We start from the raw sequence: 21,945 nt of genomic DNA, 5'->3' as shown, positions 1-21,945 counted from the left end.
ATTGCCATGAATCAGCCCCACACCACCCCCGCAGCGCCCACCCTGCGCGCACCCGAATTGCTGCTGCCCGCCGGCGACCTGGAGCGCATGCGCGCCGCCTTCGACTTCGGCGCCGACGCGGTGTACGCGGGCCAGCCGCGTTATTCCCTGCGCGCGCGCAATAACGACTTCAAGCTGGAGAACCTCAAGACCGGCATTGCCGAGGCCCATGCGCGTGGCAAGAAGTTCCTGGTCGCCAGCAATATCCTGCCGCACAACGGCAAGCTGAAGAACTATCTGGCCGATATGGCGCCGGTGGTGGAGATGGCCCCCGACGCCCTCATCATGGCCGACCCCGGCCTGATCATGATGGTGCGCGAGCGCTGGCCTGAGCTGCCGGTGCACCTCTCGGTGCAGGCCAATACGGTCAACTACGCGGGCGTGAAGTTCTGGCAGAAGCTGGGGCTCAAACGCATCATCTTGTCGCGCGAGCTGAGCCTGGACGAGGTGGCGCAGATCCGCCAGGAATGCCCGGACATCGAGCTGGAAGTCTTCGTTCACGGCGCGCTGTGCATTGCTTATTCCGGCCGCTGCCTGCTCTCGGGCTATTTCAATCACCGCGATGCCAATCAGGGCACTTGCACCAATGCCTGCCGCTGGGACTACAAGCTGGGTGATGCCTTCGAGGACGAGGCCGGCCAGGCGCAAGAGGCGCAGAAGATCAATTTCGACTTTCGCAAGGCGGCCGAGCTGGCCGACCAGAGCTTTGCCGCCGCCGGCGGCACGAGCCGCCACCCGGCGGCCGATCAGGTCTATCTGATCGAGGAGTCGCAGCGCCCGGGTGAACTGATGCCCATCATGGAAGACGAGCACGGCACTTACATCATGAACTCCAAGGATCTGCGCGCGGTTGAGCATGTGCAGCGCCTGGTGGAAATTGGTGTGGACTCGCTCAAGATCGAAGGTCGCACCAAGAGTCGCTACTACGTCTCGCGCGCCGCCCAGGTCTACCGCCGCGCCATCGACGACGCGGTGGCCGGCCGCGCTTTTGACCCCAGCTTGCTGGCCGAGCTGGACGGCCTGTCCAACCGCGGCTACACCTCGGGCTTTTATCAGCGCCACCGCAGCCAGGACACGCAGAACTATCTGGACGGCCATTCCAAGGCACGGCGCAGCCAGTTCGTCGGCGAAGTGCGCAGCGTGGATGCCCAGGGCTGGGCCGATATCGAGGTGAAGAACCGCTTCGAAGTGGGCGACCGCCTGGAAATCATCCACCCCAGCGGCAATGTGATCGTCGACGTGACCCAGCTGCGCGGCAAGCTGGGCGAACCGGTCAGCGAGGCCGCAGGCAATGGCGTGGTGGTGAGCATGCCGCTGGAAGCGCGCTTCGAAGGGGCTTTGATGGCGCGCTTGCTCTAAAGCTTGCCCTGCAGCTTGCGTTACTGAATTGCGGTGTTAGATTGGTGCGCAGGTCCTCTCTCCTGACTACAGCGAAGGTGAAACCGATGATCAAGCGTCTGTCCAACACATGGTTCTTCTCGGCCCTGGCCTTGGCCGCCGCGGCGTCCAGCGCCCAGGCCGCTGAGTCGATGGCCGCGCCGGCCGATCTCAGCATCACCGTCAGCCAGGTCAACCCGGCCGGCGTGCTCAAGTCCCTGGGCACGGTGGCCGTCAGCCAGACGCCCTACGGCCTGGTGTTCACCCCCGATTTGCAAGGCCTGCCGCCCGGCGTGCATGGCTTCCACATCCACGAAAACGGCAGTTGCGATTCGGCCATGAAAGATGGTCAGCCCGTCGCCGGCCTGGCCGCAGGTGGTCATTACGACCCGCAGGGCAGCAAGAAGCATGGCAGCCCTTGGGGCGACGGTCATCTGGGTGACTTGCCCGGCTTGGTGGTGGATGCCGCTGGCAAAGCCAGTTATGCCGTGCTGGCGCCGCGCCTCAAACTGGCCGATATCAAGGGCCGCAGCCTGATGGTGCACGCCGGTGGTGACAACCATGCCGACCACCCCATGCCTTTGGGCGGCGGCGGGCAGCGCATGGCTTGCGGCGTGATCGCGAATTGATGATCCGCTGAGCGGCGCTCAGTTCACGAGACCTCAGGCCTTCAAAAACTCCGCCTTGCCGCCGAGCCAGCGCATCACCTGCTTGGCGGCCACCTCGGGCTGTTGATCCAGTAATACAGGCGCCAGGCGCCGGGCGGTTTGCAGCAGCACCGAGTCTTCCTGCAAATCGGCAAAGCGCAGCAGCTCGGCGCCGCTCTGGCGTGAACCCATAAACTCGCCGGGGCCGCGGATGTCGAGGTCGCGGCGGGCGATCTCGAAGCCGTCATTGGTTTCAGCCATGGCGCGCAGGCGGTCTTTGCCGGTTTGCGACAAGGGTCCGGTGTAGAGCAGCACGCACACACTGGCCTTGGCACCACGCCCGACGCGGCCGCGCAGCTGGTGCAGCTGGCTGAGGCCAAAACGCTCGGCATGTTCGATCACCATCAGGCTGGCATTGGGCACGTCCACACCCACTTCGATCACGGTGGTGGCCACCAGCAACTTCATCTCGCCACCGGAAAATTGCGCCATCACCGCCGCTTTTTCGGCCGGCGCCATGCGGCCATGCAGCAGGCCGACGCTGAAGCCTTCGAGCGCCGCGCTCAGCTCCGCATGGGTTTCGGTGGCATTGCTGAGGTCCATGGCCTCGGACTCTTCGATCAGCGGGCAGACCCAGTAGACCTGGGCGCCGCGCGCCACTTCTTCCTGAATCTTCTCGATCACATTCCAGCGCTTGGCGTCAGCAAACACCTTGGTGACGATGGGGCTGCGGCCGGGCGGTAGCTCGTCAATCGTGCTGACCGCCAGGTCGGCGAAATAGGTCATGGCCAGGGTGCGCGGGATAGGCGTGGCGCTCATCATCAGCAGATGCGGCTCCAGATCCATTGAGGCCAGCTTCTTGCGTAGCGCCAGCCGCTGCGCCACGCCGAAGCGGTGCTGCTCGTCGATGATGGCCAAGCCCAGCTTGGCGAACTTGACCTTGTCTTCGATCACCGCATGGGTGCCGATGACCAGCTGGGCCGAGCCGTCAGCGGCGGCGTCCAGCATCTTCTGGCGTGCCTTGCCCTTGACGCTGCCGGTTAGCCAGGCCACTTTGAGGCCCAGCGGCTCCAGCCAGCCCAGCAGCTTTTTGAAATGCTGCTCGGCCAGGATTTCGGTCGGTGCCATCAGCGCGCATTGCCAACCGGCGTCGATGGCCACGGCCGCCGCGAGTGCGGCGACCACGGTCTTGCCCGAGCCCACATCGCCTTGCAGCAGGCGGTGCATGGGCTGGGGCAGGGCCAGGTCTTGCGCAATTTCTTCGCTGACGCGTTGCTGCGCGCCGGTCAGACCAAAGGGCAGGGCGGCCAGCAACTGCTCTACCAGGCCGCCGGGCTTGGCGCGCAGGGCCGGGGCGTGCAGCAGGGCGCGTTCGCGCTGGGCCTGCATCTGGCTGAGCTGCTGGGCCAGCAACTCCTCGAACTTCAGGCGCTGCCAGGCCGGGTGGCTGTGGTCTTCCAGCGTGGCCAGCGGGGTTTGCGGCGTCGGGTGATGCAGGAAGTTCAGCGCCTCGCGCAGCGTCGGCAGCTTGGCCGGCACCACACCGGCGGGCAGCAACTCACGCAGATCGGCGCGCTGCAAACCGGCCGCCACGGCCTTGCGCAAATAGGCTTGCGGCAGGCTGGCGCTTGCCGGGTAGACGGGGGTGAGTGCGGCGGCCAGCGGCGTGTCGGCCTGCACGGCCTTGAACTGGGGGTGCACCATCTCGCGGCCGAAGAAGCCGTGGCGCACCTCGCCGCGCACTCGCACGCGGTTGCCGACCGCCAGTGTCTTTTGATGCGAGGGATAGAAGTGGATGAAGCGCAGCAGCAGTTGCTGGCCGCTATCGTCCTCGATGCGCACCAGCAAGACGCGGCGGCCACGCAGGTCGATGCGGCATTCGCTCACCTCGCCCTCGCATTGCACATTGTCGCCCTCGAAGGCCTCGGCAATCGGGGTGACGCGGGTTTCGTCCTCGTAGCGCAGCGGCAGGTGCAGGGCCAGGTCGATATCGCGCAGCAGGCCCAATTTCTCCATCGCCTTCTGCGGGGCAGATTTGGGCGTGGAGCTGGCTTTGCTGGTGCTGGCGGCTTCTGACATCGGCGCCATTCTGCCGTGTGCTGAGCCCTTAGCGCTCAAGCTTAAGCGTCAGCGGAACTCGCGCGAATACTGCAGCATCAGGCCGGCATCACCCAGGGCGTGCACGGTCAGCGCGTCCTTGGGTGTGAACTGCCAGCCCAGCGAGAACAACAAGCCGGGCGAGATGCCACGGTAGTTGAAGGGCACTTTGTTCTTGTATTCGCCGCGGTACCCCCACAGCACGCCGGCGGACCATTGCGCGAAGTACTCGTTCGAAGTCCAGCCCCACAGGCCGGGGTAGCGCTTGCCGACGTAGACGTAGGCGCTGTCCTGACCGAAGGAATTGCTGAAGTAGGAGGCACCGGCCAGCCAGTCGGTGGCGTCCCATTGCTTCTCGACGCCCACGGCCCAAACATGGCGATGCTCGGGGCTGGGGTGGAAATGCAAGGTGTAGGGCGAGCCCGCGAAGCGCCAATGCGAGGGGCCAGTGAAGCGGCCGCCAAAGCTGTAGCCGCTGGCGCTGGAATCGCTGGCATCATCAGCGGCGTGAGCCGCCATTCCCGAGCCCAGTGCAAAAACGGCGCACAAGGCCGCTGCGGCGACTCGGGGACTATTTGATGTTGAGGACACCCGCATAGATATGGACGACAAAGGCAATTTCATGGCGCGCATTATGGCGGCGGGAATCGCAAGGCCTGTGACAGGGCTTGCACGCGGCCTGACCCTGGCCATGGCGGTGTCCGCGCTGAGCGGCTGCGCCTGGTGGGATGCCAAACAGCGCGAGTTGGCCCTGCGCCCCTCGCCAGGCCGCCCGGCGGCCTTTGCCGAAGACGGCGCGGGCCTGCGCCCGGGCGACCAGCGCTGGTTAGTTCCAGCGGCCAGCGATCCGCAGCAGATGCTGGCGCTGTGGTGGTTGCCGCAAGTGGGCAAGCCGGAGGCGCCGACGCTGCTCTATCTGCACGGCACGCTGCGCAATCTCTTTGAGAACCTGCCCAAGATCGAAGCGCTGCGGGCGGCCGGCTTTGCCATCCTGGCGGTGGACTATCGCGGCTGGGGAGATAGCGCGGCCATCATTCCCTCGGAAGCGACGATTGCGGCGGATGCGGCTCAAGCGTTTGCCGAACTGCAGCGCCGGCAACCCGATGCGCGCAAGCGGGTGATCTTTGGCCACTCCATGGGGGGCGCAGCAGCGGTGCGTCTGGCCAGCGGTTTGCACCACGGTCAGGATTACGGTGCGCTGATTTTGGAATCCACCTTCACCAGCCTGCCCGATGTGGCGCGCGAGGTCGGCAATATCGGCGAAGTGGCTGCCGCCATCACCACGCTAGACTTCAACTCGGCGGGGCGAATCGGCAAAATCGATGCGCCCATCTGGATGCTGCATGGCAGCGCTGATAAGACCGTGCCGGTGCAACTGGGCCGGCGCCTGCGCAATACGGCCGAAGCCGCGGGGAAGGCGCCGGTGCGCTGGGTGGAGATTGCCGGCGGCTCACACAGCGGTTTGCACCGCGAGGCCTCCGGCATTTACCGGGAAGCCATGCGCAGTGCCATGAGTGGGCTGACTTCGCCCTGAACCTTGCAGAGCGAGGGCGAGGCGGCAGGCGCCGCCTCAGCGCACGGTGCTCAGGTCGGGGTGGGCACGCCGGCCATGCGGTCGTACTTCAGGAAGTACTGGCGGGCAAAGGCCAGCAATTGGTTCTCGGTCGGGTGATCCACGGTTTCATAGGCCACGATGGCCTTGCCGGCTTGCGGGCGGTGCTTTTCAACATAGTGCTTGAAGTCGGCCTGGGCGGTGCTGGAACCGACCACCAAGACTTCGGTGATGCCGTTCAGTGCATCCACCACTTCACCGAAGAATTCATGCTCGGTGCGCACCGCGCTGCCGCGCTGCTTGGTGTGGTGGGAATGTGCCTTGATCTTCTCGGCCTGCACATGCTCGGTGTCGAACTGCAAGACCTTGGCTTGTTGGTGATCGAGCCAAACGACGGCGTGAAAAGTGCTCATAGCGCGAATGCCTTTATGGGTTGAGTTGATAGGTAAAGCGTTGAAAGAGGGGCTGATGACCTCGCCTGCTGTTGCCGCGCCAGCGCTCAAGTAGCTGGCGCTTCAAACTCACAAGCTGTGCGAGCGCAGCGCACCGTGGCTTTGCTCTTGCTTGGACTGGCAGTCGATGCAGCGCAGCACGGCCGGGTTGAGCTTGAGGCGGTCAAAAGCGATGGCGGCGCCGCAATCGCCGCACAGGCCGAATTCGGGGTCGTGCACCCGCTGCAGTGCCTCGTTGACCTGACGCAGGGATTCGAGGGCCTGGTCGCTGCGGGCCAGATCGACCTCGCGGTCGGCTTGGTGGGCTTGCTCGCCGTCCACGACTTGCAGCAATTCTTCGCGGGCATGTTCCACGCGGCCCTGCGTGCCGAGTTGGTTGCTCAACTCCTGCTCCAGGGATTGCTGGCGCAGTTTCAGGGCGGCTTCCAGCAGGGCTTGTTGCCCCGAGGTGAGATGGTGTTTGCTCATAAGCTGTGATCTCCTTGGAACTCATGCTCGCACCGGGCGGCTGCGGCCACCTTGATCGGCGTCAACTTTTGCTGCTCGCCCAGTGCTTGCCGATGCCCGGCGTGCGGCATGGGAAAATCCGCGTTCTTTCTTTGCTTGGTACGGGTCCGTCCGGCCCTCAACACACAATGTCTGCTCGTCAACACAGCGTCAGTGACTTCGACTTCGAACTCCCCCCGGAGCTGATCGCCCAACACCCCGCCGCCGAGCGCAGCGCCTCGCGCTTGCTGGATGGACGCCATGCCACTGCGGTGGATCGCATCTTTCGGGAATTGCCCGACTTGCTCGCCCCCGGCGACCTGCTGGTGTTCAACAATACCCGTGTCATCAAGGCCAGGATTTATGGCCAGAAGGCCACCGGCGGCAGCGTCGAAGGCCTGATCGAGCGGGTGATTGCCGGAACCAATGAGGTTTGGGCCCATCTGCGCGCCAGCAAGTCGCCCAAACCGGGTAGCTGGGTGCGCTTCAACGAGGCCTTTGACGCCGAAGTGCTGGGCCGCTGCGGACCCGACAACGGCATGTTCCATCTGCGCTTCCCCAGCGACCCCTTCGCGCTGCTGGAGCAACACGGCCATGTGCCGCTGCCGCCCTATATCGAACATGCCGATGAGGCCGACGATGTACGGCGTTATCAAACCGTGTTCGCCAAAGAGCCTGGCGCGGTGGCCGCGCCCACGGCCGCCCTGCATTTCGACGAGGCCTTGCTGGCCCGCTTGGCAGAGCGCGGCGTGGGCACGGCGCATGTGACCTTGCATGTGGGCGCGGGCACTTTCCAGCCGGTGCGGGTGGAGCAGCTCAGCGACCACAAAATGCACAGCGAATGGTTCGAGGTCAGCGCCGAGACGGTGGCTGCCATCGCCGCCTGCAAGGCCCGCGGTGGCCGTGTGGTGGCGGTGGGCACAACCACCTTGCGCGCGCTGGAGTCCGCCGCCCAGGGCGGTGAGCTGCAAGCCGGCGCGCGTGAAACCGCCATCTTCATCACCCCCGGCTTCCAGTTCCGCGTGGTCGACACCCTGGTCACCAACTTCCACCTGCCCAAGAGCACTTTGATGATGTTGGTCAGCGCTTTTGCCGGCTATGAGCCCATCATGGCGCTGTACCGCCATGCCATTGCCCATCAGTACCGCTTCTTCAGCTATGGCGACGCCATGCTGCTGCAGCGCGCTGGCTGATAATCAAACGCAAATTTCGTTTTGGAGACCAAGCCATGTTTCATCACGTCGAACCTTATGCCGGTGACCCGATCCTGAGCCTCAACGAGGCGTTTCAGAAAGATCCTCGCCAGGGCAAGATCAATCTGTCCATCGGCATTTATTTCGACGATGACGGCCGCATCCCCATGCTGGACTCGGTTCGCAAGGCCGAACTGGCCGTGGTGGCCGAGGCTGGTGCGCGCCCCTATCTGCCGATGGAAGGCGCCGCCAATTTCCGCAGCGCGGTGCAAGCCCTGCTGTTCGGCGAAGCCAATCCGGTGCGTGAACGCACCGTCACCATCCAGAGCGTGGGCTCCAGCGGCGGCCTGAAGGTGGGCGCGGATTTCATCCACCGCTACTTCCCCGACAGCGCCATCTACGTCTCCGACCCGACCTGGGACAACCATCGCGCCGTCTTCGAAGGTGCTGGCATCGAGGTCAAGACCTATCCCTACTACGACCCCGCCAGCGGTGGTGTGCGCTTTGCCGATCTGCTGGCCGCCGTCGAGGCCCTGCCGGCCAAGAGCGTGGTGCTGCTGCATGCCTGCTGTCATAACCCGACCGGTGTGGACCTGACGCCCTCGCAGTGGGATGAGCTGATCCCGGTGCTGAAGGCGCGTGAGTTGCTGCCCTTCCTGGACCTGGCCTACCAGGGCTACGGTGAGGGCATCGAGGAAGACGCTTTCGCCATTCGCGCCATGGCCGATGCGGGCCTGAGCTTCTTCGTCGCCAACAGCTTCTCCAAGAGCATGAGCTTGTATGGCGAGCGTTGCGGCGCGCTGAGCGTGGTTTGCCCCAACGCCGCCCAGGCCGTCAATGTGCTGGGCCAGCTGAAGTTCCTGATCCGCCGCAACTACTCCAACCCGCCCATGCACGGCGGCCAGATCGTTGCTCGCGTGCTGACCGACCCGGCCCTGCGCAGCCTGTGGGAAGGCGAAGTGACCGAGATGCGCGACCGCATCCACGCCATGCGCAATGCCTTGTACGAAGTGCTGACGGCCAAGCTGCCGGGCCGTAACTTCGACTACTTCCTGACCCAGCGCGGCATGTTCAGCTACACCGGCCTGAGTGCCGAGCAGGTGGACCGCCTGAAGGACGAGTTCGGCGTTTACATCCTGCGCTCGGGCCGCATGTGCATCGCCGGCTTGAACAACAAGAACGTCGAAGCCACGGCCGCCGCCATGGCCGCGGTGCTGAGCTGAGTTGCGCTAAGCAACCAGCCTGCACCGTGACCTTTAGCGCTTGAAGCCCGCCCTGCCCAGGGTTGTTGGCCTTCAGCCGGCCTGGCGGCTCGTGTGAACACGGGCACCAGGCCGCCATTGCCGAGTCGGCTGGATCAGCTGGATGGCTTTCTGGCCGCCAGCGAAGCGCGCTGGGGTGATGTTCGTCCCGGCACCGAAAAAACCATCATTTGGGGCGCAGGAGGTCAGCAGCGCGCACCTTGGGCGGTGGTCTATCTGCACGGCTTCACGGCCACCCGCCAGGAAATGGCGCCGCTGGCCGAACAGGTGGCGGCCGGCCTGGCTGGTCATGTCTTCTACACCCGCCTGGCCGGCCACGGCCGACCCGAGCTGGCCATGGAAGGCATGCGCCTCAAGCAATGGAAGGCCGATGTGCGCGAGGCCCTGGCCATCGGCAGCTTGTTGGGCGAGCGGGTCTTGGTGATCGGCTGTTCCACCGGTGCCACCCTGGCCGCCTGGGCCGCGCTGAAAACCAAGGCGGTCGATGCCTGGGTGATGGTGTCGCCCAACTTCCGGCCCAAAGACCCGTTCTCTGCCCTGCTGAATTGGCGCCTGGGCCGCTGGCTGGCGCGCCAGGTGCATGGCCGCATGATGGGTGAGCCCGCCAGCAGCGAAGCCCGTCAACGCTTCTGGACCAGCCGCCACCCCACCAGCGCCCTGTTCCCCATGATGACCTTGGTGGCCCAGGTGCGCGCCAGCCGACTGGACAAGGTCACTGCGCCCTTGCTGATGCTGTACTCGTCGCGCGACACCGTCATCCATGTGCCGGCCTTGCTGGCTGCCTTCGAGCGCTTCGGCAGCCAGCCCAAGCAACTGATCGAGGTGAACTACAGCGAAAGCCCGGGCCAGCATGTGCTGGCCGGTGATATCGACGCGCCGCTAGCCACGCCGCGTATGGCGGCAGAGATTCTGGCGTTTGTGCGCGGCTTGGGCTGAGGCCCGCTCGCAGGCTCAGGCGCTATCGCGCGCAAACAGGCGGCTGAACCAGCCGCGCTGATCGCGGCCGACGCCCGGCGATGCTTCTGCCATCGCGCCGAGCTGCATTAGCCTGGCCTCTAGCCCGACCAACTTGGCCTTGCGGGCGGCTTGAATTGGCGTGAGTTCGTCAAACTCGGAAGGCAGATGCGGATTAGCGCCTGAGTCCAATAGGTACAGGGCGATTTCCTCCTGGCCCGCCAAGGCGCAGGCGACCAGCGGCGTGGAGAGGAACTCCGGGTGGGCGTAATTGACATCCACGCCTTGCTTGACATGGTATTTGACGAGTTCCAAGTCGCCCTCACAGCCGGCGATGTACATCTCTTTCCAGTTGCCACCTGCCATCAGTGCCTCCACTTTTTTGTCTGCGCTTGGCTACGCACTATATGGGTTTGCGTCTTGGCCCGCTGAGGGGCTTGCTGCGCTGTCACACATGCGGTCAAGTTATGGCTTGCGCCCGCGCTTTCATTGGTCAGCCGGGCGGCCCTTCACTAAGCTGGCGGCTTGTTTTCCCAGTGGCAGGCCGAAGGACGAATGAGCGGACGACAGAAAAAGCATTGCGTGGTGATCGGCGCCGGAGTGGTGGGCCTGACCAGCGCCTGGGCCTTGGCCGAGCGCGGCTTTGCCGTCACCTTGGTCGAGCGCGAAGCCCAGGTCGGCCAGGGCGCCAGTTTCGCCAATGGCGGGCAGCTCAGCTACCGCTATGTGTCGCCCCTGGCCGATGCCGGTGTGCCCATGAAGGCGCTGCGCTGGCTGCTGGACCCGGACGGCCCGCTGCGCTTCAAGCCCGATTTGACCTCGCTGCAGCAATGGCGCTGGATGGCGCAGTTTCTGCGTGCCTGCCGCGCGCCGGTGAACCAGCAGATGACCACCCGGTTGCTGGCGCTGGGCGCCTATAGCCAGGCCGCGTTTGCGCAGCTGCATGCCGATGCGAATCTCAGCGCTCCAGCCCTGCAATTGCGCAGCCCCGGCAAGCTGGTGCTGTACCGCCATGCCGCCGAGTTCAAGCGGGTGCGCCAGCGCCTGCAAGCCCAGCCGGCTGGCGCCGAGCAGGCCTTGGATGCGGCAGCCTGCTTGCAGCTGGAACCGGCCCTGGCCGCCAGCAGCGTGCAGCTGGCGGGCGGCATCTTCACCCCGGGCGAAGCGGTGGCGGACTGCCATGCCTTTTGCACCCACCTGGCCGCCAGCCTGCAGCGCCATCCCAATTTCCGCGGCCTTGTCCAAGGCGAAGTGCAGGGCTTCACGCCCGGTGCGGGCGGGCGCGTCGCCGCCGTGCGGATGACGCAGGGTGAGTTGGCGGCGGATGACTTTGTGCTCGCCGCCGGCTTGCAAAGCCGCAGCCTGGCGCAGAGCCTGGGCCTGCGGCTGCCGCTCTATCCGCTCAAGGGTTACAGCCTGACGGCGCCCATCGCCGCCGAACACCTAGCGCCCGAAATCAGCGTCACCGACTTTGAGAAGAAAGTGGTCTACGCCCGCATCGGCGCGCAGATGCGCGTGGCCGCCATGGTGGACATGGTGGGCGATGACACCAGCTTGGACCCGCGCCGCTTGGCCTCGCTGCGCGGCCATGTGCAAGCCATGTTCCCGCGCTCGGCCGATTACACCCAGGCCAGCGCCTGGGCAGGCTTGCGCCCGGCCACGCCCAGTGGCGCCCCCATTCTGGGGGAAACACCGCTGCGCAATCTGTGGCTCAATGTCGGCCATGGCGCACTCGGCTTCACCTTCTCTTTCGGCACGGCCAATATCGTGGCCGATTTGGTTGCGGGCCGCGCCAGCCCGGTGCCGCTGGATGGTTTCCAACTGGCTTGGGCGAGCCCATGAGCTTTACCCACGCTGACCTAGCGAGCGCGCTGCTGGCCGCGGTGCGCGCCCAAGCCTTTGAGCAAACGCCCGATAGCTTGCAGGGCGGTGCGCCCCTGGGCCTGCACCCCAATATCGACCTGGCCGTGGTCGCATTCCCCCGTGGCGCCGCGCCGGTGTTTGCCAATGTGCTGTTCTCGCGCGAGCACCCGCAAGGCCTGGTGGCCGAGATTGCGCCGGGCGCCGGTGCCGTCAGCAATATCAGTTACTTGGCGGATTGCCAGGACGCCCAGGGCAATTCCATCGCCTGGCTGCCCGGTGCGGATTGGTCGCAAATGAACTGGCGTGCGCTCAGTGGCCGGGGGGCGCAGCGCTTTGTCGCGCCCTATCCGGCCTCGCTGCTCAAGCTGATGGTGTTGGTGGGCATGGGCTTGCTGGTGGACTTGGGCCGTAGCACCTGGGAGAGCACCGTCAGCTATGCCGGCCAGCGCCGCAGCATGGCGGACTGGGCGTTTGACATGACGGCCAGCAGCAGCAATGAGGCCACCTCGGCCCTGGTGGCCCATCTGCATGCGGTGGGCGTGATCCGCCGCCATGCCGGCTTGGAAACACATAACGAGTTACACCGCTGGTTTGAAACCTTGGGCCTGAGCAGCTTGCGCCTGGCCAATACCCGCGCCGACGGCGGCTGGGGCAATGCCGCCGGATCTGGCGTGGGCCATTGCCAGATGACCGCCTGGGACACCGTGCGCCTGCTCTGGTGGCTGGACCCGCAGGCGCCGCCCGCCCCCTGGCTGGGTGCCGATGCGCCGCGCCTGAGTGACTACAGCCGCTGCCAGATCCTGCACTGTCTGCGCGAGCAAGGCCTGCACGAAATCTTGTCCAGCGGCTTGCTGATGGGCCTGCCCGCCTGGGTGCCCGGCCTGCCCGCGCGCCTGCCCGCCCGCTGGGTGCGCGCCGACGGCACGGCCCGCGTAGCGGGCACTGACTTCCCCGGCGACCTGCGGCCGGCCACGAGCCAGCCGGAATTGCTGTTCGCGCACAAGACCGGCAATACCCAGAACTACAGCGCCAACGCCGGCATCGTCATGGGCCTGGCCCCGGCAACGCGCCGCTACCTGATCGCCATGACCAGCAATTTGGGCAGCCGCTACGCGCCCGAGGCGCGCTTGGCTACCACCTGGCGCCTGCCGGCTTTGGGGGCGGCGGTGGATGCGGTGATGCGGGGCTGGCTGGAGGCCTGAGCGGCCGCACTCTCAAGCCCCGGGGGGCGGCATGGTCAGCGCTGGCGCTGGCTCCACAGCACACCGGCGGCGATCAGTGCCATGCCCAGCAAGGTGCCGCCATCGGGCTGCTCGCCGAACAAGGGCATGGCCATCAGCGTGGCCAGCACGGGGGTCAGGGCGCCGGCGGTGGCGCTGCGTTCCGCACCCAAGCGGCTGACGGCCATGCTGTAGCCCAGCGTGGACAGCAGGCCCACGCCCAGGCCTTGAATCGCCAGTTGTAAATAGAGTTGGCTGGCGGGCAGCTGGGGCAGGGCCAGCGGCTGCTGCAAGGCATGCCAACCCAGCAGGGGCAGCAGCAGGATCAGTGACACGCCGGAGATCAGGGCGGCCGCCTCAATTGGCGCCAGCTTGGCCTGGCGCAGCGCCAGGGTGTAGGCCGACCACATCAGGCTGCCCAGCAAGAACAGGCTGTAGCCCTGGGCTAGGTCGGCTTGCCCAGCGCGCAAAGCCAGCAAAGTGGCCACGCCGGCGGCAATGCACAACAGGGCCGGCCAACGCCGCAGGGCCGAGCGGCCATGCAATGCGGCGGCCAGCAAGGCGGTGAACAGCGGCAAGGTGCCGGGAATCAGGGTGGCGCCATCGGCCACCGGCGCATGGCGCATGCCCCAGCCGGCAATCAGAAAGTAAGGCAGGCCGGCGCCGGCCACCACCAGCAGCAGCAAGCGGGCCGGCACGGCGGCAAAGCGGGCGCGGCGCGTCCACAGCAGCGGCGCCAGCAGCAGGCCGGCGGGGCCGAAGCGCAGCAGGGCCAACTCCACCGGCGGCAAGGCGGCGCGCGCGCCGGCGCGCAGCGAGATGAAAAAAGCGGCCCAGATGCACAGGGTCAGCGCCAGGGCGGCCCAGCCTAGCCATTGCGTTTGCTTGCCCTGCTCGTCTTGTGGCTGGGTGGTGGCGGCGGAAGCCAAGGTGGCGCTGGGCGACAGAGTGGGGGAGGACATGGACAGCAGGAGGCGAGGCGAGAGCAAAAAGGCGCAAGCGCGGCGGCAGCAGCGCCGCTGGCAGGGGGAGAGGCAGGCAGAATTTTCTGGCCACGGCCGGGCTGATTTGCCGCGTAATCAGCACTCGGTTGACTTGAAAGAGGTGGAATTCGCCAATAATCAATCAACTATTGATTGAAACAAGCCATGGACAGAATTGACATCCAGCTGCTGGACTTGCTGCAGCGCGAGGGGCGGCTTTCGATTGCCGAGCTGGCCGAGCGGGTGGCGCTATCGCCCAGCCCCTGCGCACGCCGACTCAAACGCCTGGAAGACGAAGGCTTGATCGCCGGCTACCGCGCCGTGCTGGACCGCAAGGCGGTGCAGCTGGCCACCACCGTCTTCGTCAATGTGCGCCTGATGCATCACCGCGAGGATGCGGTGCAGCAGTTCGAGGCTGCCATGGAGGCCATGGCCGAGGTGGTGGCCTGCCATGTGGTGAGCGGCGCGCATGACTATTTGCTGGAAGTGGTGGTGGGCGAGCTGAGCGCTTACGAGCACATCGTGCGCCGCCTGCAGGCCCTGGCCATGGTGCAGGACATCACCAGCAATTTCGCCATCCGCTGCGTCAAGAGCGGCGCGCCGCTGCCGCTCAATCGGGTTTGATTCAGGAGTGCCCCGCCATGCCCCGCTTTGCCGCCAATCTGTCCATGCTCTACCCCGAGCATGGTTTTCTGGACCGCTTTGCCGCCGCCGCCCAAGACGGCTTTGCGGGGGTGGAATATCTATTCCCCTACGCGTTCGCGGCCAGCGACATCGCGCAGCGCCTGCAGGCGCATGGCCTGAGCCAGGTCTTGTTCAACGCGCCCCCGGGGGATTGGGAGGCGGGTGAGCGTGGCCTGGCCTGTTTGCCCGGCCGGGAGGCGGAATTCCGCCAGGGCATTGACTTGGCGCTGAGTTATGCCCAGGCGCTGGCCTGCCCGCGCATCCATGTGATGGCGGGGCTGGCGCCGGCCGGCGTAGACCGGGCGCGGCTGCAAGCCACGTATGAAGCCAATCTGGCTTGGGCGGCGGCGCAGGCGGCCCAGGCTGGCCGGGAACTGCTGATTGAGCCGATCAACCCGCGTGATATGCCGGGCTATTTTTTGCAGCGCCAGGATGCGGCGCACGAGATCGTGCAGCGCCTCGGCGCCGCCAATCTCAAGGTGCAGATGGATCTGTACCACTGCCAGATCGTCGAAGGCGATGTGGCGATGAAGCTGCGCGACTACCTGCCCAGCGGCCGAGTCGGCCATCTGCAGATTGCCGGCGTGCCCATGCGACACGAGCCTGACCTGGGCGAGCTGAACTACGCCTATCTCTTGCCGCTGATCGACGAAATCAGCGCGGCAAGCGGGTGGAATGGCTGGGTGGGCTGCGAGTACCGCCCGGCCCGCGGAGCGGTCGCGGGCGGCACGAGTGATGGCTTGGGCTGGGCCGGCATGAACCGGCCGCAGCCGGCCACAGCCCGAGGCGCTTACTTGAAGGTGTAGTTCGCCAGCAAGGTGAAGGCGCGGCCACGCGGGTCGGCCACACGCGGGTCCCAAGAGCTGCCCGAGCCCAGATCGGCGTCGTAGTAGGTGCTGAACGGCGGGTCGGTATTGAGCAGGTTCTTGACCCCGGCCGTCAGGCGCAGGCTCTTGAAGCCGCTATACGTGACCGAGGTGTCGAAGGTGCTGTAGCTCTTCACATCCTTGACCCAGTTCGCCGGCTTGACCGTACCGTTGGCCACGCCGGGCAGCACCGCGTCTTCGTAGCCGCCGGTGAAGCGCTGCGTCAGGCTGCCGACCCAGTCGCCCTTGGCGTAGCTGAAGCTGGCCACATGCTTCCAGCGGATGCCGGGGTCGCTGTAGCGGTTGAACTTGCCCAGCTCGCTCGGGCCCCAGGGGTCGGTGTCGCTGATGCGGGACTTCTTCTCGATCAGATAGCTGCCTTCCAGGCTGGCCACCCATTTGCCTTCCAGCATGGTGCCGGCCCAGGCGGCGCTGACATCCACGCCTTGCGTCTTGCCACCGCCGGCATTGAACCAGCGCTGGTCGATGGCCACCAGATCACCGGCCGCATTGCGGCTGAAGCGGTCGGAGAAGCGCGTGTAGTTTTTCAGCAGCTCGCTCATGCCCGGCGTGCGGATGGCGCCGCTGCGCTCAATGCTCCACCAGTCGGCGCCCAGGGTCAGATCTTGCATCGGGGCCAGCACAAAACCGAAGGAATACTGCTTGGAGGTCTCGGGCGCCAAGGCCGCGTTGCCACCGCTGATGATGTCGGGCGTGACTGCTGCGCAAGCCGGGTTGCTGGCACTGACCACCAGGCTGGCGCATTTGGCCGGGTCCACCAGATCCTTGCCCGCGTAGGGCGAGATGGTCGCGCCGTTGAGTGCCTGGCTGAAGGTGGGCACCTTGAAGCCGGTGCTGTAGGAACCCCGGAACAGCAGGGCGCTGCTGGGGGTGAAGCGGGCCGAAATCTTGGGGTTGGTGCTGCGGCCAAAGCCGGTGTAGTCGTCGGTGCGCAGCGCGGCGGTCACTTCCAACTGCTTCAGCACCGGGATCATCACCTCGCCGTAAGCTGCCTTCACATCACGGGTGGCGCCGGTCACCGAGTTGCTGCTGTCGAAGGGGGCGTTGGGGATGTTGAGGTCGGTGTACTTGTCGCTGCTGGGGGCGCCGTCGATGCCGCCGAAGCGGTAGGTCTCACGCCGCAGGTCGATGCCGAAGGCGCCCATCACCGTGCCGGCCGGCAGCTTGAACAAGGGGCCGGTGGCCGAGGCATCCAGCTGCGTCACCTTGAACTTGCCGCCATAGAGCTTGAGCCCGCGTGCCGTGGCCTCTTCCAGCGCCGCCAGGCCTGCGGCGGTTTGCGCCTCGCCGGGCATGGCGAAGGGATTGAGCTTGCCGGAATCAAAGGCGGCGATCAGACCTTGGCGGTAGTAGTAGCCATTGCCCAGCTTGGAGCTGTCTTCGCTGCTGGCGGCGGAGATGCCGGTTTTGTAGTCCCAGTCGGCAAAAGGCAGCGGGCCGTCCAGGCCGATGAAGAAGCGGCTGGATTCGGTTTCGGTCTCGATCTCACGCGCGCCGCAAGGCATGCAGCGCCAGCGGAAGGCGATGGGCTTGCCCTTGTTGGCGGCAATGCTGGGGAAGACGGCCGCGATCGAATTGAACACCTTGTCATAAGACGCACCGGTGCTGGGGTAGAGGTACTTATTGGTGCCGCTGGTGCTGAGCTGCGAATTCGAGAAGGACTTGGCCGAATGCACTTTGGCGGCGACGAATTCCGCCGTCAGCAAATGCTCGCCCAGGGTTTTGCTGACGCGTGCGACCAGATTGTTGTTCTCCACCGGTTGCTGCAGCGTGGCCGCCACGCCGGTATCCCAGGCGCAGCCATAGGCCGCACTAGGGGTGGCCCAGAGGGCGGCGTCGTAGGCGGCGGAATTGGCCATGGTCTGGCAACCGGCTGCGCCCGGCAGGTTCAGCACATTGATGCCGTTATAGGCCTGTGTGCCGCCGGGCAGCTTGGGGCCCGAGCCCTTGCCCAGGATGTTGTCCGGGAAGGTGCCGGCGGTGCTGGTGAAGACCGTGCCGGTGGGCGTGCCGCGGGTGTCCACCGCCAGGCCGCGGTCGGGCTGGAAGGTGTTGACGAAGGAACGGTCGCTGCCGCTGAGAATCTTGTTCTCGGTGCGGGTCAGCGCGAACATGGCGTTATAGCCATCCGTCGCCAAGTTGCCGATGCCACCGGTGGCGGCGACGCGGTAGATATTGCCGCCGCCTTGCTGGGTCGCATCCGCCGAGGCTTGGAATTCCAGGCCGGTGAAGTCGCGCTTGAGGATGAAGTTGATGACGCCGCCGATGGCGTCCGTGCCGTAGATGGCCGAGGCGCCGTCCTTCAGCACTTCCACCCGCTCCACCGCGCTCATGGGAATGGTGTTGAGGTTGACGGCGGTGCCGTTCAGGCCGTGGGCCGCCACACGGCGGCCATTCAGCAGCACCAGGGTGTTCTCGGAGCCTTGGCCGCGCAGATTGGCGAAGCTGGCGCCGTTATTGCCGCGCGAGCTGCCGGCCACCACATCGGACTGGCTGGCCATATTGTCCAGACCATTGCCATTGCTGGTCAGCGTGGCCAATAGCTGCTCGGCGGTGACGATGCCGGCGCGCTCCATCTGTACGGAGGTGATCACCTGCACCGGCAGCGAGCCTTCGTCTGAGATGCGCTTGATGCGCGAGCCGGTCACCTCCACGCGTTCGATCTTCTGTGCGCCATCTTGCGCTTGGGCCAGCGCTGCCGAGCCCAAGAGGGCCAGATGGGCGCCCAGGCCCAAGAGGGCCAGGCGATGCGTGAGAGGGGACAGCTTCAACATGGGTTTCTTCTCCTTCGGGGGGGGGATAAACGGGGCGGCAGGATTCTCAGGCCATGATGGACTCTTGCCGGCCCTGCGCGCCTCAGGGAAGGCCAGCGTTTGTTGCGTAAGCCCCAATGAAAGCTTGTCGGGCTTGCATAACCTGGGGTGATGAACAAGCCAAACGAGCGGGCGCGAGACCGTACAGTCAAGCCACTTTTGATCCTTGCTCATGCGCCCCATGCTGCCCTTATTGCCAACATCGCCCAAGCGGATTGCCCTTGTTCTGGCCCTTAGCCTTGGCCTTGGCGGCTGCGCCAGCTGGCAGCAGCCGGCCAGCAAGGCCTTGCCGGCCGAGCTGCAGCAGGCCTTGCAACAAGCCGGCTTGCCCGAGTCGGCGTTGGGCCTGGTGGCCTTTCCGCTGCATGCGCGTGGCACCGGGCCGCGGGTGCAAGCGGATGTGGCCATGCAGCCCGGCTCCACCATGAAGTTGGTGACGGCCGTGGTGGCGCTGGATCAACTGGGCGCCAACACGCGTGGCCGCACGGATTTGCTGATCGCCGACACGCCGCAGGGCGATGTTCTGCCCGGCCCGCTTTACTTGCGCGGTGGCGCCGACCCCGACCTGGACTGGCCGGCGCTGTGGCTGATGTTGCGTCAGCTGCGCGAGCAAGGCCTGCGCGAAATCCGCGGCGGCCTGGTGGTGGACCGCAGCCTGTTCAATCCGGCCCGCCCCGAGCTGGGCGTCGCTCCCTTTGATGAGGCGCCCGAGTTTCCCTACAACGTCATTCCGGATGCGCTGAACCTCAACGGTAGCTTGCTGCAATTCGAATTCAGCGCCGACGCTCAAGCGCTGCGCGCCCGCAGCAGCCCGGTCTGGCCAGGCTTGCAAGTCGATGTTTCGTCTGTGCGCTTGTCGCCCAATCGTGCGTGCAAAGACTGGGAGCAAGGCTGGTTGCCACCGCAAGTGCGCCATCGCCCCGAGGGTCAAGTCGTGCTGCAGCTGCAGGGTGAGTTTCCCGCCAACTGCCAGCAAAGCCAGGCCCTCAATCTGCTGGACCGCCAATGGCTGACGGCGCAGCTGCTGCGCCAGCTCTGGCGTGAGCTGGGGGGCGAGATCAGCGGTCCCGATGTCGAGGCGGCCACGCCCGCCGGGGCGCAACTGCGTGCCAGCCATCAGGGCCGGCCCCTGGCCGAGGCCATGCGCGGCATGATGAAACAGTCAGACAACGCGCTGACCCGGCTGGTCTATCTGCAGCTGGGTAGCCGCGTGGCAGCGCCCGGCCAAGCCACACAGGACGCCGCCGCCGCCCAGGTGCGTGCCTGGTTCGCGGCCAAGGGCCTGGACAGCAGCGGCTTGGTGATGGACAACGGCTCGGGCCTGTCGCGCAGCGAGCGCATCAAGCCCGCCCAGCTCGCCGCCTTGTTGGCCGTCGCCTGGGATGGCCCGCAAGCGCCCGAGCTGCTCAACAGCCTGCCCATTGCGGGTGTGGACGGCACCATGCGCCGCCGCCTCAAGGGCACGGCGGCCGAAGGCCATGCTCGCCTCAAAACCGGCACCTTGCGCGATGTGACGGCACTGGCCGGCTATGCCTTCGATGCCCAGCACAAGCCCTGGGTGCTGGTGGCCATCGTCAACGACGCGACCGCTGCCGCCAAGGGCCGTGCCGTGCTGGACGCTGCGGTGGAATGGGTGGCCAAGCAATGAGGGGCATGCGCGGCCCTTGCGACTAACAACTTACCTCGCCGGACGATTTAGGGCTGGCGCATGCCCGTCCACTTGTGTTTGGACAAAGCCAGAGCCCTCGCCTATATTCAAATCACAGCTATCAAACGTATCAGTTTGAGCCTTGTGCCGCGCACTGTTCCACACCAGTGCCTCCTTAGGCCTCAAACCAATGCAGGGTTTGAAATGACAGGCAGCTTGAGCAAAGAGCTTTCTCGCCCCAGGTCATGGCGGCATGCCGTGGCCGACTTTGTGGCCAGTGCTTTCGGCCATGACGGCGGCGACGGCTGGCGGGATATCAGCCTTGCGCCGCCACCGGCCGGCTTGGCCATCAGCCTGGCGTATGAGATCGATGGCCAAATCTGCACGCCGCTGGCACCGATCCACCTAGCCCCTGGCCGCGCCATCTTGGCTCGCCCGGTGGCGCTGGGTTTGCCGGCTGCAGATGCCAGTCGGGCGCGTTGGCAGGTGATTGACGCAGCCGCCTTGCCTGCCGGTCTGGCTTTGGACATGGCCACCGGTGCGCTGTGCGGCACACCACCAAGGGCAGGGCATTTCACCCTGCACATCCGCCTCAGCCTGAGCGGCTACCTTGGCAGCATCGAGGCGCAGTTCGAGTTCTACGCCTGAGTCAGCACCACCGGCTGCAGCAGCTGCAGGGTGCCTGCATCGGCATCGATTTCGGCCGCCGCGCCCACCGGCAGGGTCAGTTGGCGCTTGATGTGGCCGAAGCTGGCGCCGCGGTAGACCGGGATGTTCATGGGTTTGACGAAGTAGTCGTCGAAGACCTCGTCCAGGGTCAGTGAGCCATAGCCCTCACCCGGCTCGCATTTGGTGAAGCCGCCCAGCACCACGCCGGCCAACTGATCCAGCGCGCCGGACAGGCGCAGGGTGGAGAGGCAGCTGTCGATTTTGTAGATGGGCTCGTTGACGTCTTCCAGAAACAGAATGGCGCCGCGGAAGTCGGGCCAGAAGCGCGAGCCCGCCAGCCCGGCCAGCACGCTCAAATTGCCACCCAGCAAATGGCCGCGTGCTTTGCCGCCGCGCAGGGCGCGGGTGCGGTCGTTCTTGGCCACCAGGGCGTCGCCGCGTTCGGGCGTGGGGTTGCGCAGCAGCGCGGCTTCGCCTTCCATCACCAGTTGGCGGAAGTTGTTCAAGCTGTAGGCATTCCACTCGGCCGTGCCCATCGGGCAGTGGAAGGTCACCAATCCGGTGCGGGCGTGAATGGCGTTGGTCAGCGCAGTCAGGTCCGAGAAGCCGCCGAAAAACTTGGGGCGCGACTGGATCAGGCCGTAGTCCAGCTTGTCGACGATGCGGCTGCAGCCGGAGCCGCCGCGCAGGGCCAGGATGCCGGCGACGCCATCGTCCGCAAACATGGCGTTTACATCGGCGGCGCGCTGCGCATCGGTGCCGGCGAACTGGCCGTAACGGGCGCGCAGATGGGCGCCTGGCTTGACCTTGAAGCCCATGGCTTGGACGGCTTCAAACGCCAGCTCGAAGGGCTCGCGCTCGAAGAAAGCATGCGAGGGGGCGACCAGGCCAATGGTGTCACCAGGCTGCAAGCGGCGCGGCAAAAGCAGGGCCGGTCGGTGGATTGCATTGCTGCTGCCGCTAGCGGCCGACGCGGCCAACGCCGTGCCGGCGCCCAAGGCGGCGAGGGATTGCTGGGCAAACAGGCGGCGGGTTGTCGTCATGCGTGGCGGCTTGGGGTTAGCAAGGATTGGTTGTTTGATGGGCGGTCGGTGGGCTAGCGGCACAGGCCTCATCACC

General features: G+C 65.9%; 20 protein-coding genes. 12 read left to right on the top strand and 8 right to left on the bottom strand.

Going from position 1 to position 21,945, the window contains the following annotated elements:
- The first annotated feature begins 6 nt into the window (after positions 1–6).
- Complete coding sequence (gene trhP, locus AABB87_RS10345; RefSeq protein ID WP_445944858.1) at positions 7–1,398, top strand: prephenate-dependent tRNA uridine(34) hydroxylase TrhP; 1,392 nt, start codon at positions 7–9, stop codon at positions 1,396–1,398.
- 86 nt (positions 1,399–1,484) lie between these two features.
- Complete coding sequence (sodC, locus tag AABB87_RS10340; RefSeq protein WP_341971157.1) at positions 1,485–2,045, top strand: superoxide dismutase [Cu-Zn] SodC; 561 nt, start codon at positions 1,485–1,487, stop codon at positions 2,043–2,045.
- Between the two features lie 33 nt (positions 2,046–2,078).
- Here sodC and recG read toward each other — a convergent pair whose 3' ends face one another.
- Both recG and AABB87_RS10330 read right to left on the bottom strand, forming a co-directional pair.
- Positions 2,079–4,142: an ATP-dependent DNA helicase RecG gene (gene recG / locus AABB87_RS10335; RefSeq protein ID WP_341971156.1), complete on the bottom strand. Its 2,064-nt coding sequence runs from the start codon at positions 4,140–4,142 to the stop codon at positions 2,079–2,081.
- A 48-nt stretch (positions 4,143–4,190) separates the two neighbouring features.
- The gene (locus AABB87_RS10330) at positions 4,191–4,679 is read right to left on the bottom strand and encodes a hypothetical protein (protein WP_058721489.1); all 489 of its coding nucleotides are present in this window, start codon (positions 4,677–4,679) and stop codon (positions 4,191–4,193) included.
- 139 nt (positions 4,680–4,818) lie between these two features.
- On the opposite strand from AABB87_RS10330, the gene AABB87_RS10325 reads away from it, so the two are divergent.
- Positions 4,819–5,694 carry an alpha/beta hydrolase gene (locus AABB87_RS10325; RefSeq protein ID WP_341971155.1) on the top strand — a complete coding sequence of 292 codons (876 nt, stop codon included), beginning with the start codon at positions 4,819–4,821 and terminating at the stop codon, positions 5,692–5,694.
- 50 nt (positions 5,695–5,744) lie between these two features.
- On the opposite strand, the gene AABB87_RS10320 is transcribed toward AABB87_RS10325, so the two are convergent.
- Together AABB87_RS10320 and AABB87_RS10315 are read right to left on the bottom strand one after the other, a co-directional pair.
- Positions 5,745–6,125: a hypothetical protein gene (locus AABB87_RS10320; RefSeq protein WP_058721491.1), complete on the bottom strand. Its 381-nt coding sequence runs from the start codon at positions 6,123–6,125 to the stop codon at positions 5,745–5,747.
- A gap of 108 nt (positions 6,126–6,233) precedes the next feature.
- On the bottom strand, positions 6,234–6,632 hold the full coding sequence (locus AABB87_RS10315; RefSeq protein ID WP_341971154.1) for a TraR/DksA family transcriptional regulator: 399 nt from the start codon (positions 6,630–6,632) through the stop codon (positions 6,234–6,236).
- A gap of 167 nt (positions 6,633–6,799) precedes the next feature.
- On the opposite strand from AABB87_RS10315, the gene queA reads away from it, so the two are divergent.
- The 3 genes from queA to AABB87_RS10300 all read left to right on the top strand — a co-directional run bounded on the left by queA (position 6,800) and on the right by AABB87_RS10300 (position 10,041).
- Entirely contained in the window at positions 6,800–7,843 is a 1,044-nt protein-coding gene (gene queA, locus AABB87_RS10310; protein ID WP_058721493.1) for a tRNA preQ1(34) S-adenosylmethionine ribosyltransferase-isomerase QueA, read from the top strand.
- Between the two features lie 35 nt (positions 7,844–7,878).
- Positions 7,879–9,066 (top strand): amino acid aminotransferase, encoded by a 1,188-nt coding sequence (locus AABB87_RS10305; protein WP_341971153.1) that lies wholly within the window; start codon positions 7,879–7,881, stop codon positions 9,064–9,066.
- Between the two features lie 93 nt (positions 9,067–9,159).
- Positions 9,160–10,041, top strand: a complete 882-nt coding sequence (locus tag AABB87_RS10300) for an alpha/beta hydrolase (protein ID WP_341971152.1) — start codon at positions 9,160–9,162, stop codon at positions 10,039–10,041.
- Between the two features lie 15 nt (positions 10,042–10,056).
- Here AABB87_RS10300 and AABB87_RS10295 read toward each other — a convergent pair whose 3' ends face one another.
- Entirely contained in the window at positions 10,057–10,425 is a 369-nt protein-coding gene (locus tag AABB87_RS10295; RefSeq protein ID WP_341971151.1) for an ankyrin repeat domain-containing protein, read from the bottom strand.
- A gap of 189 nt (positions 10,426–10,614) precedes the next feature.
- Between AABB87_RS10295 and AABB87_RS10290 the strand changes: the two genes are divergently transcribed.
- Both AABB87_RS10290 and AABB87_RS10285 read left to right on the top strand, forming a co-directional pair.
- On the top strand, positions 10,615–11,901 hold the full coding sequence (locus AABB87_RS10290; protein WP_341971150.1) for a D-amino acid dehydrogenase: 1,287 nt from the start codon (positions 10,615–10,617) through the stop codon (positions 11,899–11,901).
- Complete coding sequence (locus AABB87_RS10285) at positions 11,898–13,124, top strand: hypothetical protein (protein ID WP_341971148.1); 1,227 nt, start codon at positions 11,898–11,900, stop codon at positions 13,122–13,124. Before AABB87_RS10290 ends, AABB87_RS10285 begins: the two co-directional genes overlap by 4 nt.
- Positions 13,125–13,159: 35 nt before the next feature.
- On the opposite strand, the gene AABB87_RS10280 is transcribed toward AABB87_RS10285, so the two are convergent.
- Positions 13,160–14,104 carry a DMT family transporter gene (locus AABB87_RS10280; RefSeq protein ID WP_341971147.1) on the bottom strand — a complete coding sequence of 315 codons (945 nt, stop codon included), beginning with the start codon at positions 14,102–14,104 and terminating at the stop codon, positions 13,160–13,162.
- A gap of 186 nt (positions 14,105–14,290) precedes the next feature.
- Here AABB87_RS10280 and AABB87_RS10275 point away from each other — a divergent pair, with 186 nt between their 5' ends.
- Both AABB87_RS10275 and otnI read left to right on the top strand, forming a co-directional pair.
- Positions 14,291–14,749, top strand: a complete 459-nt coding sequence (locus AABB87_RS10275) for an Lrp/AsnC family transcriptional regulator (RefSeq protein ID WP_058721499.1) — start codon at positions 14,291–14,293, stop codon at positions 14,747–14,749.
- Between the two features lie 17 nt (positions 14,750–14,766).
- Entirely contained in the window at positions 14,767–15,615 is an 849-nt protein-coding gene (otnI, locus tag AABB87_RS10270; protein WP_341971146.1) for a 2-oxo-tetronate isomerase, read from the top strand.
- Here the strand turns inward: otnI and AABB87_RS10265 are convergent.
- Complete coding sequence (locus tag AABB87_RS10265; RefSeq protein ID WP_341971145.1) at positions 15,600–18,470, bottom strand: TonB-dependent receptor plug domain-containing protein; 2,871 nt, start codon at positions 18,468–18,470, stop codon at positions 15,600–15,602. The genes otnI and AABB87_RS10265 overlap by 16 nt on opposite strands.
- 211 nt (positions 18,471–18,681) lie before the next feature.
- Here AABB87_RS10265 and dacB point away from each other — a divergent pair, with 211 nt between their 5' ends.
- Together dacB and AABB87_RS10255 are read left to right on the top strand one after the other, a co-directional pair.
- Complete coding sequence (dacB, locus tag AABB87_RS10260; protein ID WP_341971144.1) at positions 18,682–20,157, top strand: D-alanyl-D-alanine carboxypeptidase/D-alanyl-D-alanine endopeptidase; 1,476 nt, start codon at positions 18,682–18,684, stop codon at positions 20,155–20,157.
- Between the two features lie 204 nt (positions 20,158–20,361).
- Positions 20,362–20,805, top strand: coding sequence for a putative Ig domain-containing protein (locus tag AABB87_RS10255; protein ID WP_341971143.1), 444 nt, complete (start codon positions 20,362–20,364; stop codon positions 20,803–20,805).
- On the opposite strand, the gene AABB87_RS10250 is transcribed toward AABB87_RS10255, so the two are convergent.
- Positions 20,796–21,869 (bottom strand): S66 peptidase family protein, encoded by a 1,074-nt coding sequence (locus AABB87_RS10250; protein ID WP_341971142.1) that lies wholly within the window; start codon positions 21,867–21,869, stop codon positions 20,796–20,798. The two genes, AABB87_RS10255 and AABB87_RS10250, sit on opposite strands and share 10 nt — an antisense overlap.
- Positions 21,870–21,945 lie beyond the last annotated feature (76 nt).

The organism is Roseateles sp. PN1, from assembly GCF_038419725.1.
Lineage (GTDB): Bacteria > Pseudomonadota > Gammaproteobacteria > Burkholderiales > Burkholderiaceae_C > Paucibacter_A.
Note: the sequence above shows the minus strand (reverse complement) of the source record. Positions and strands in the feature narration are given on the sequence as shown.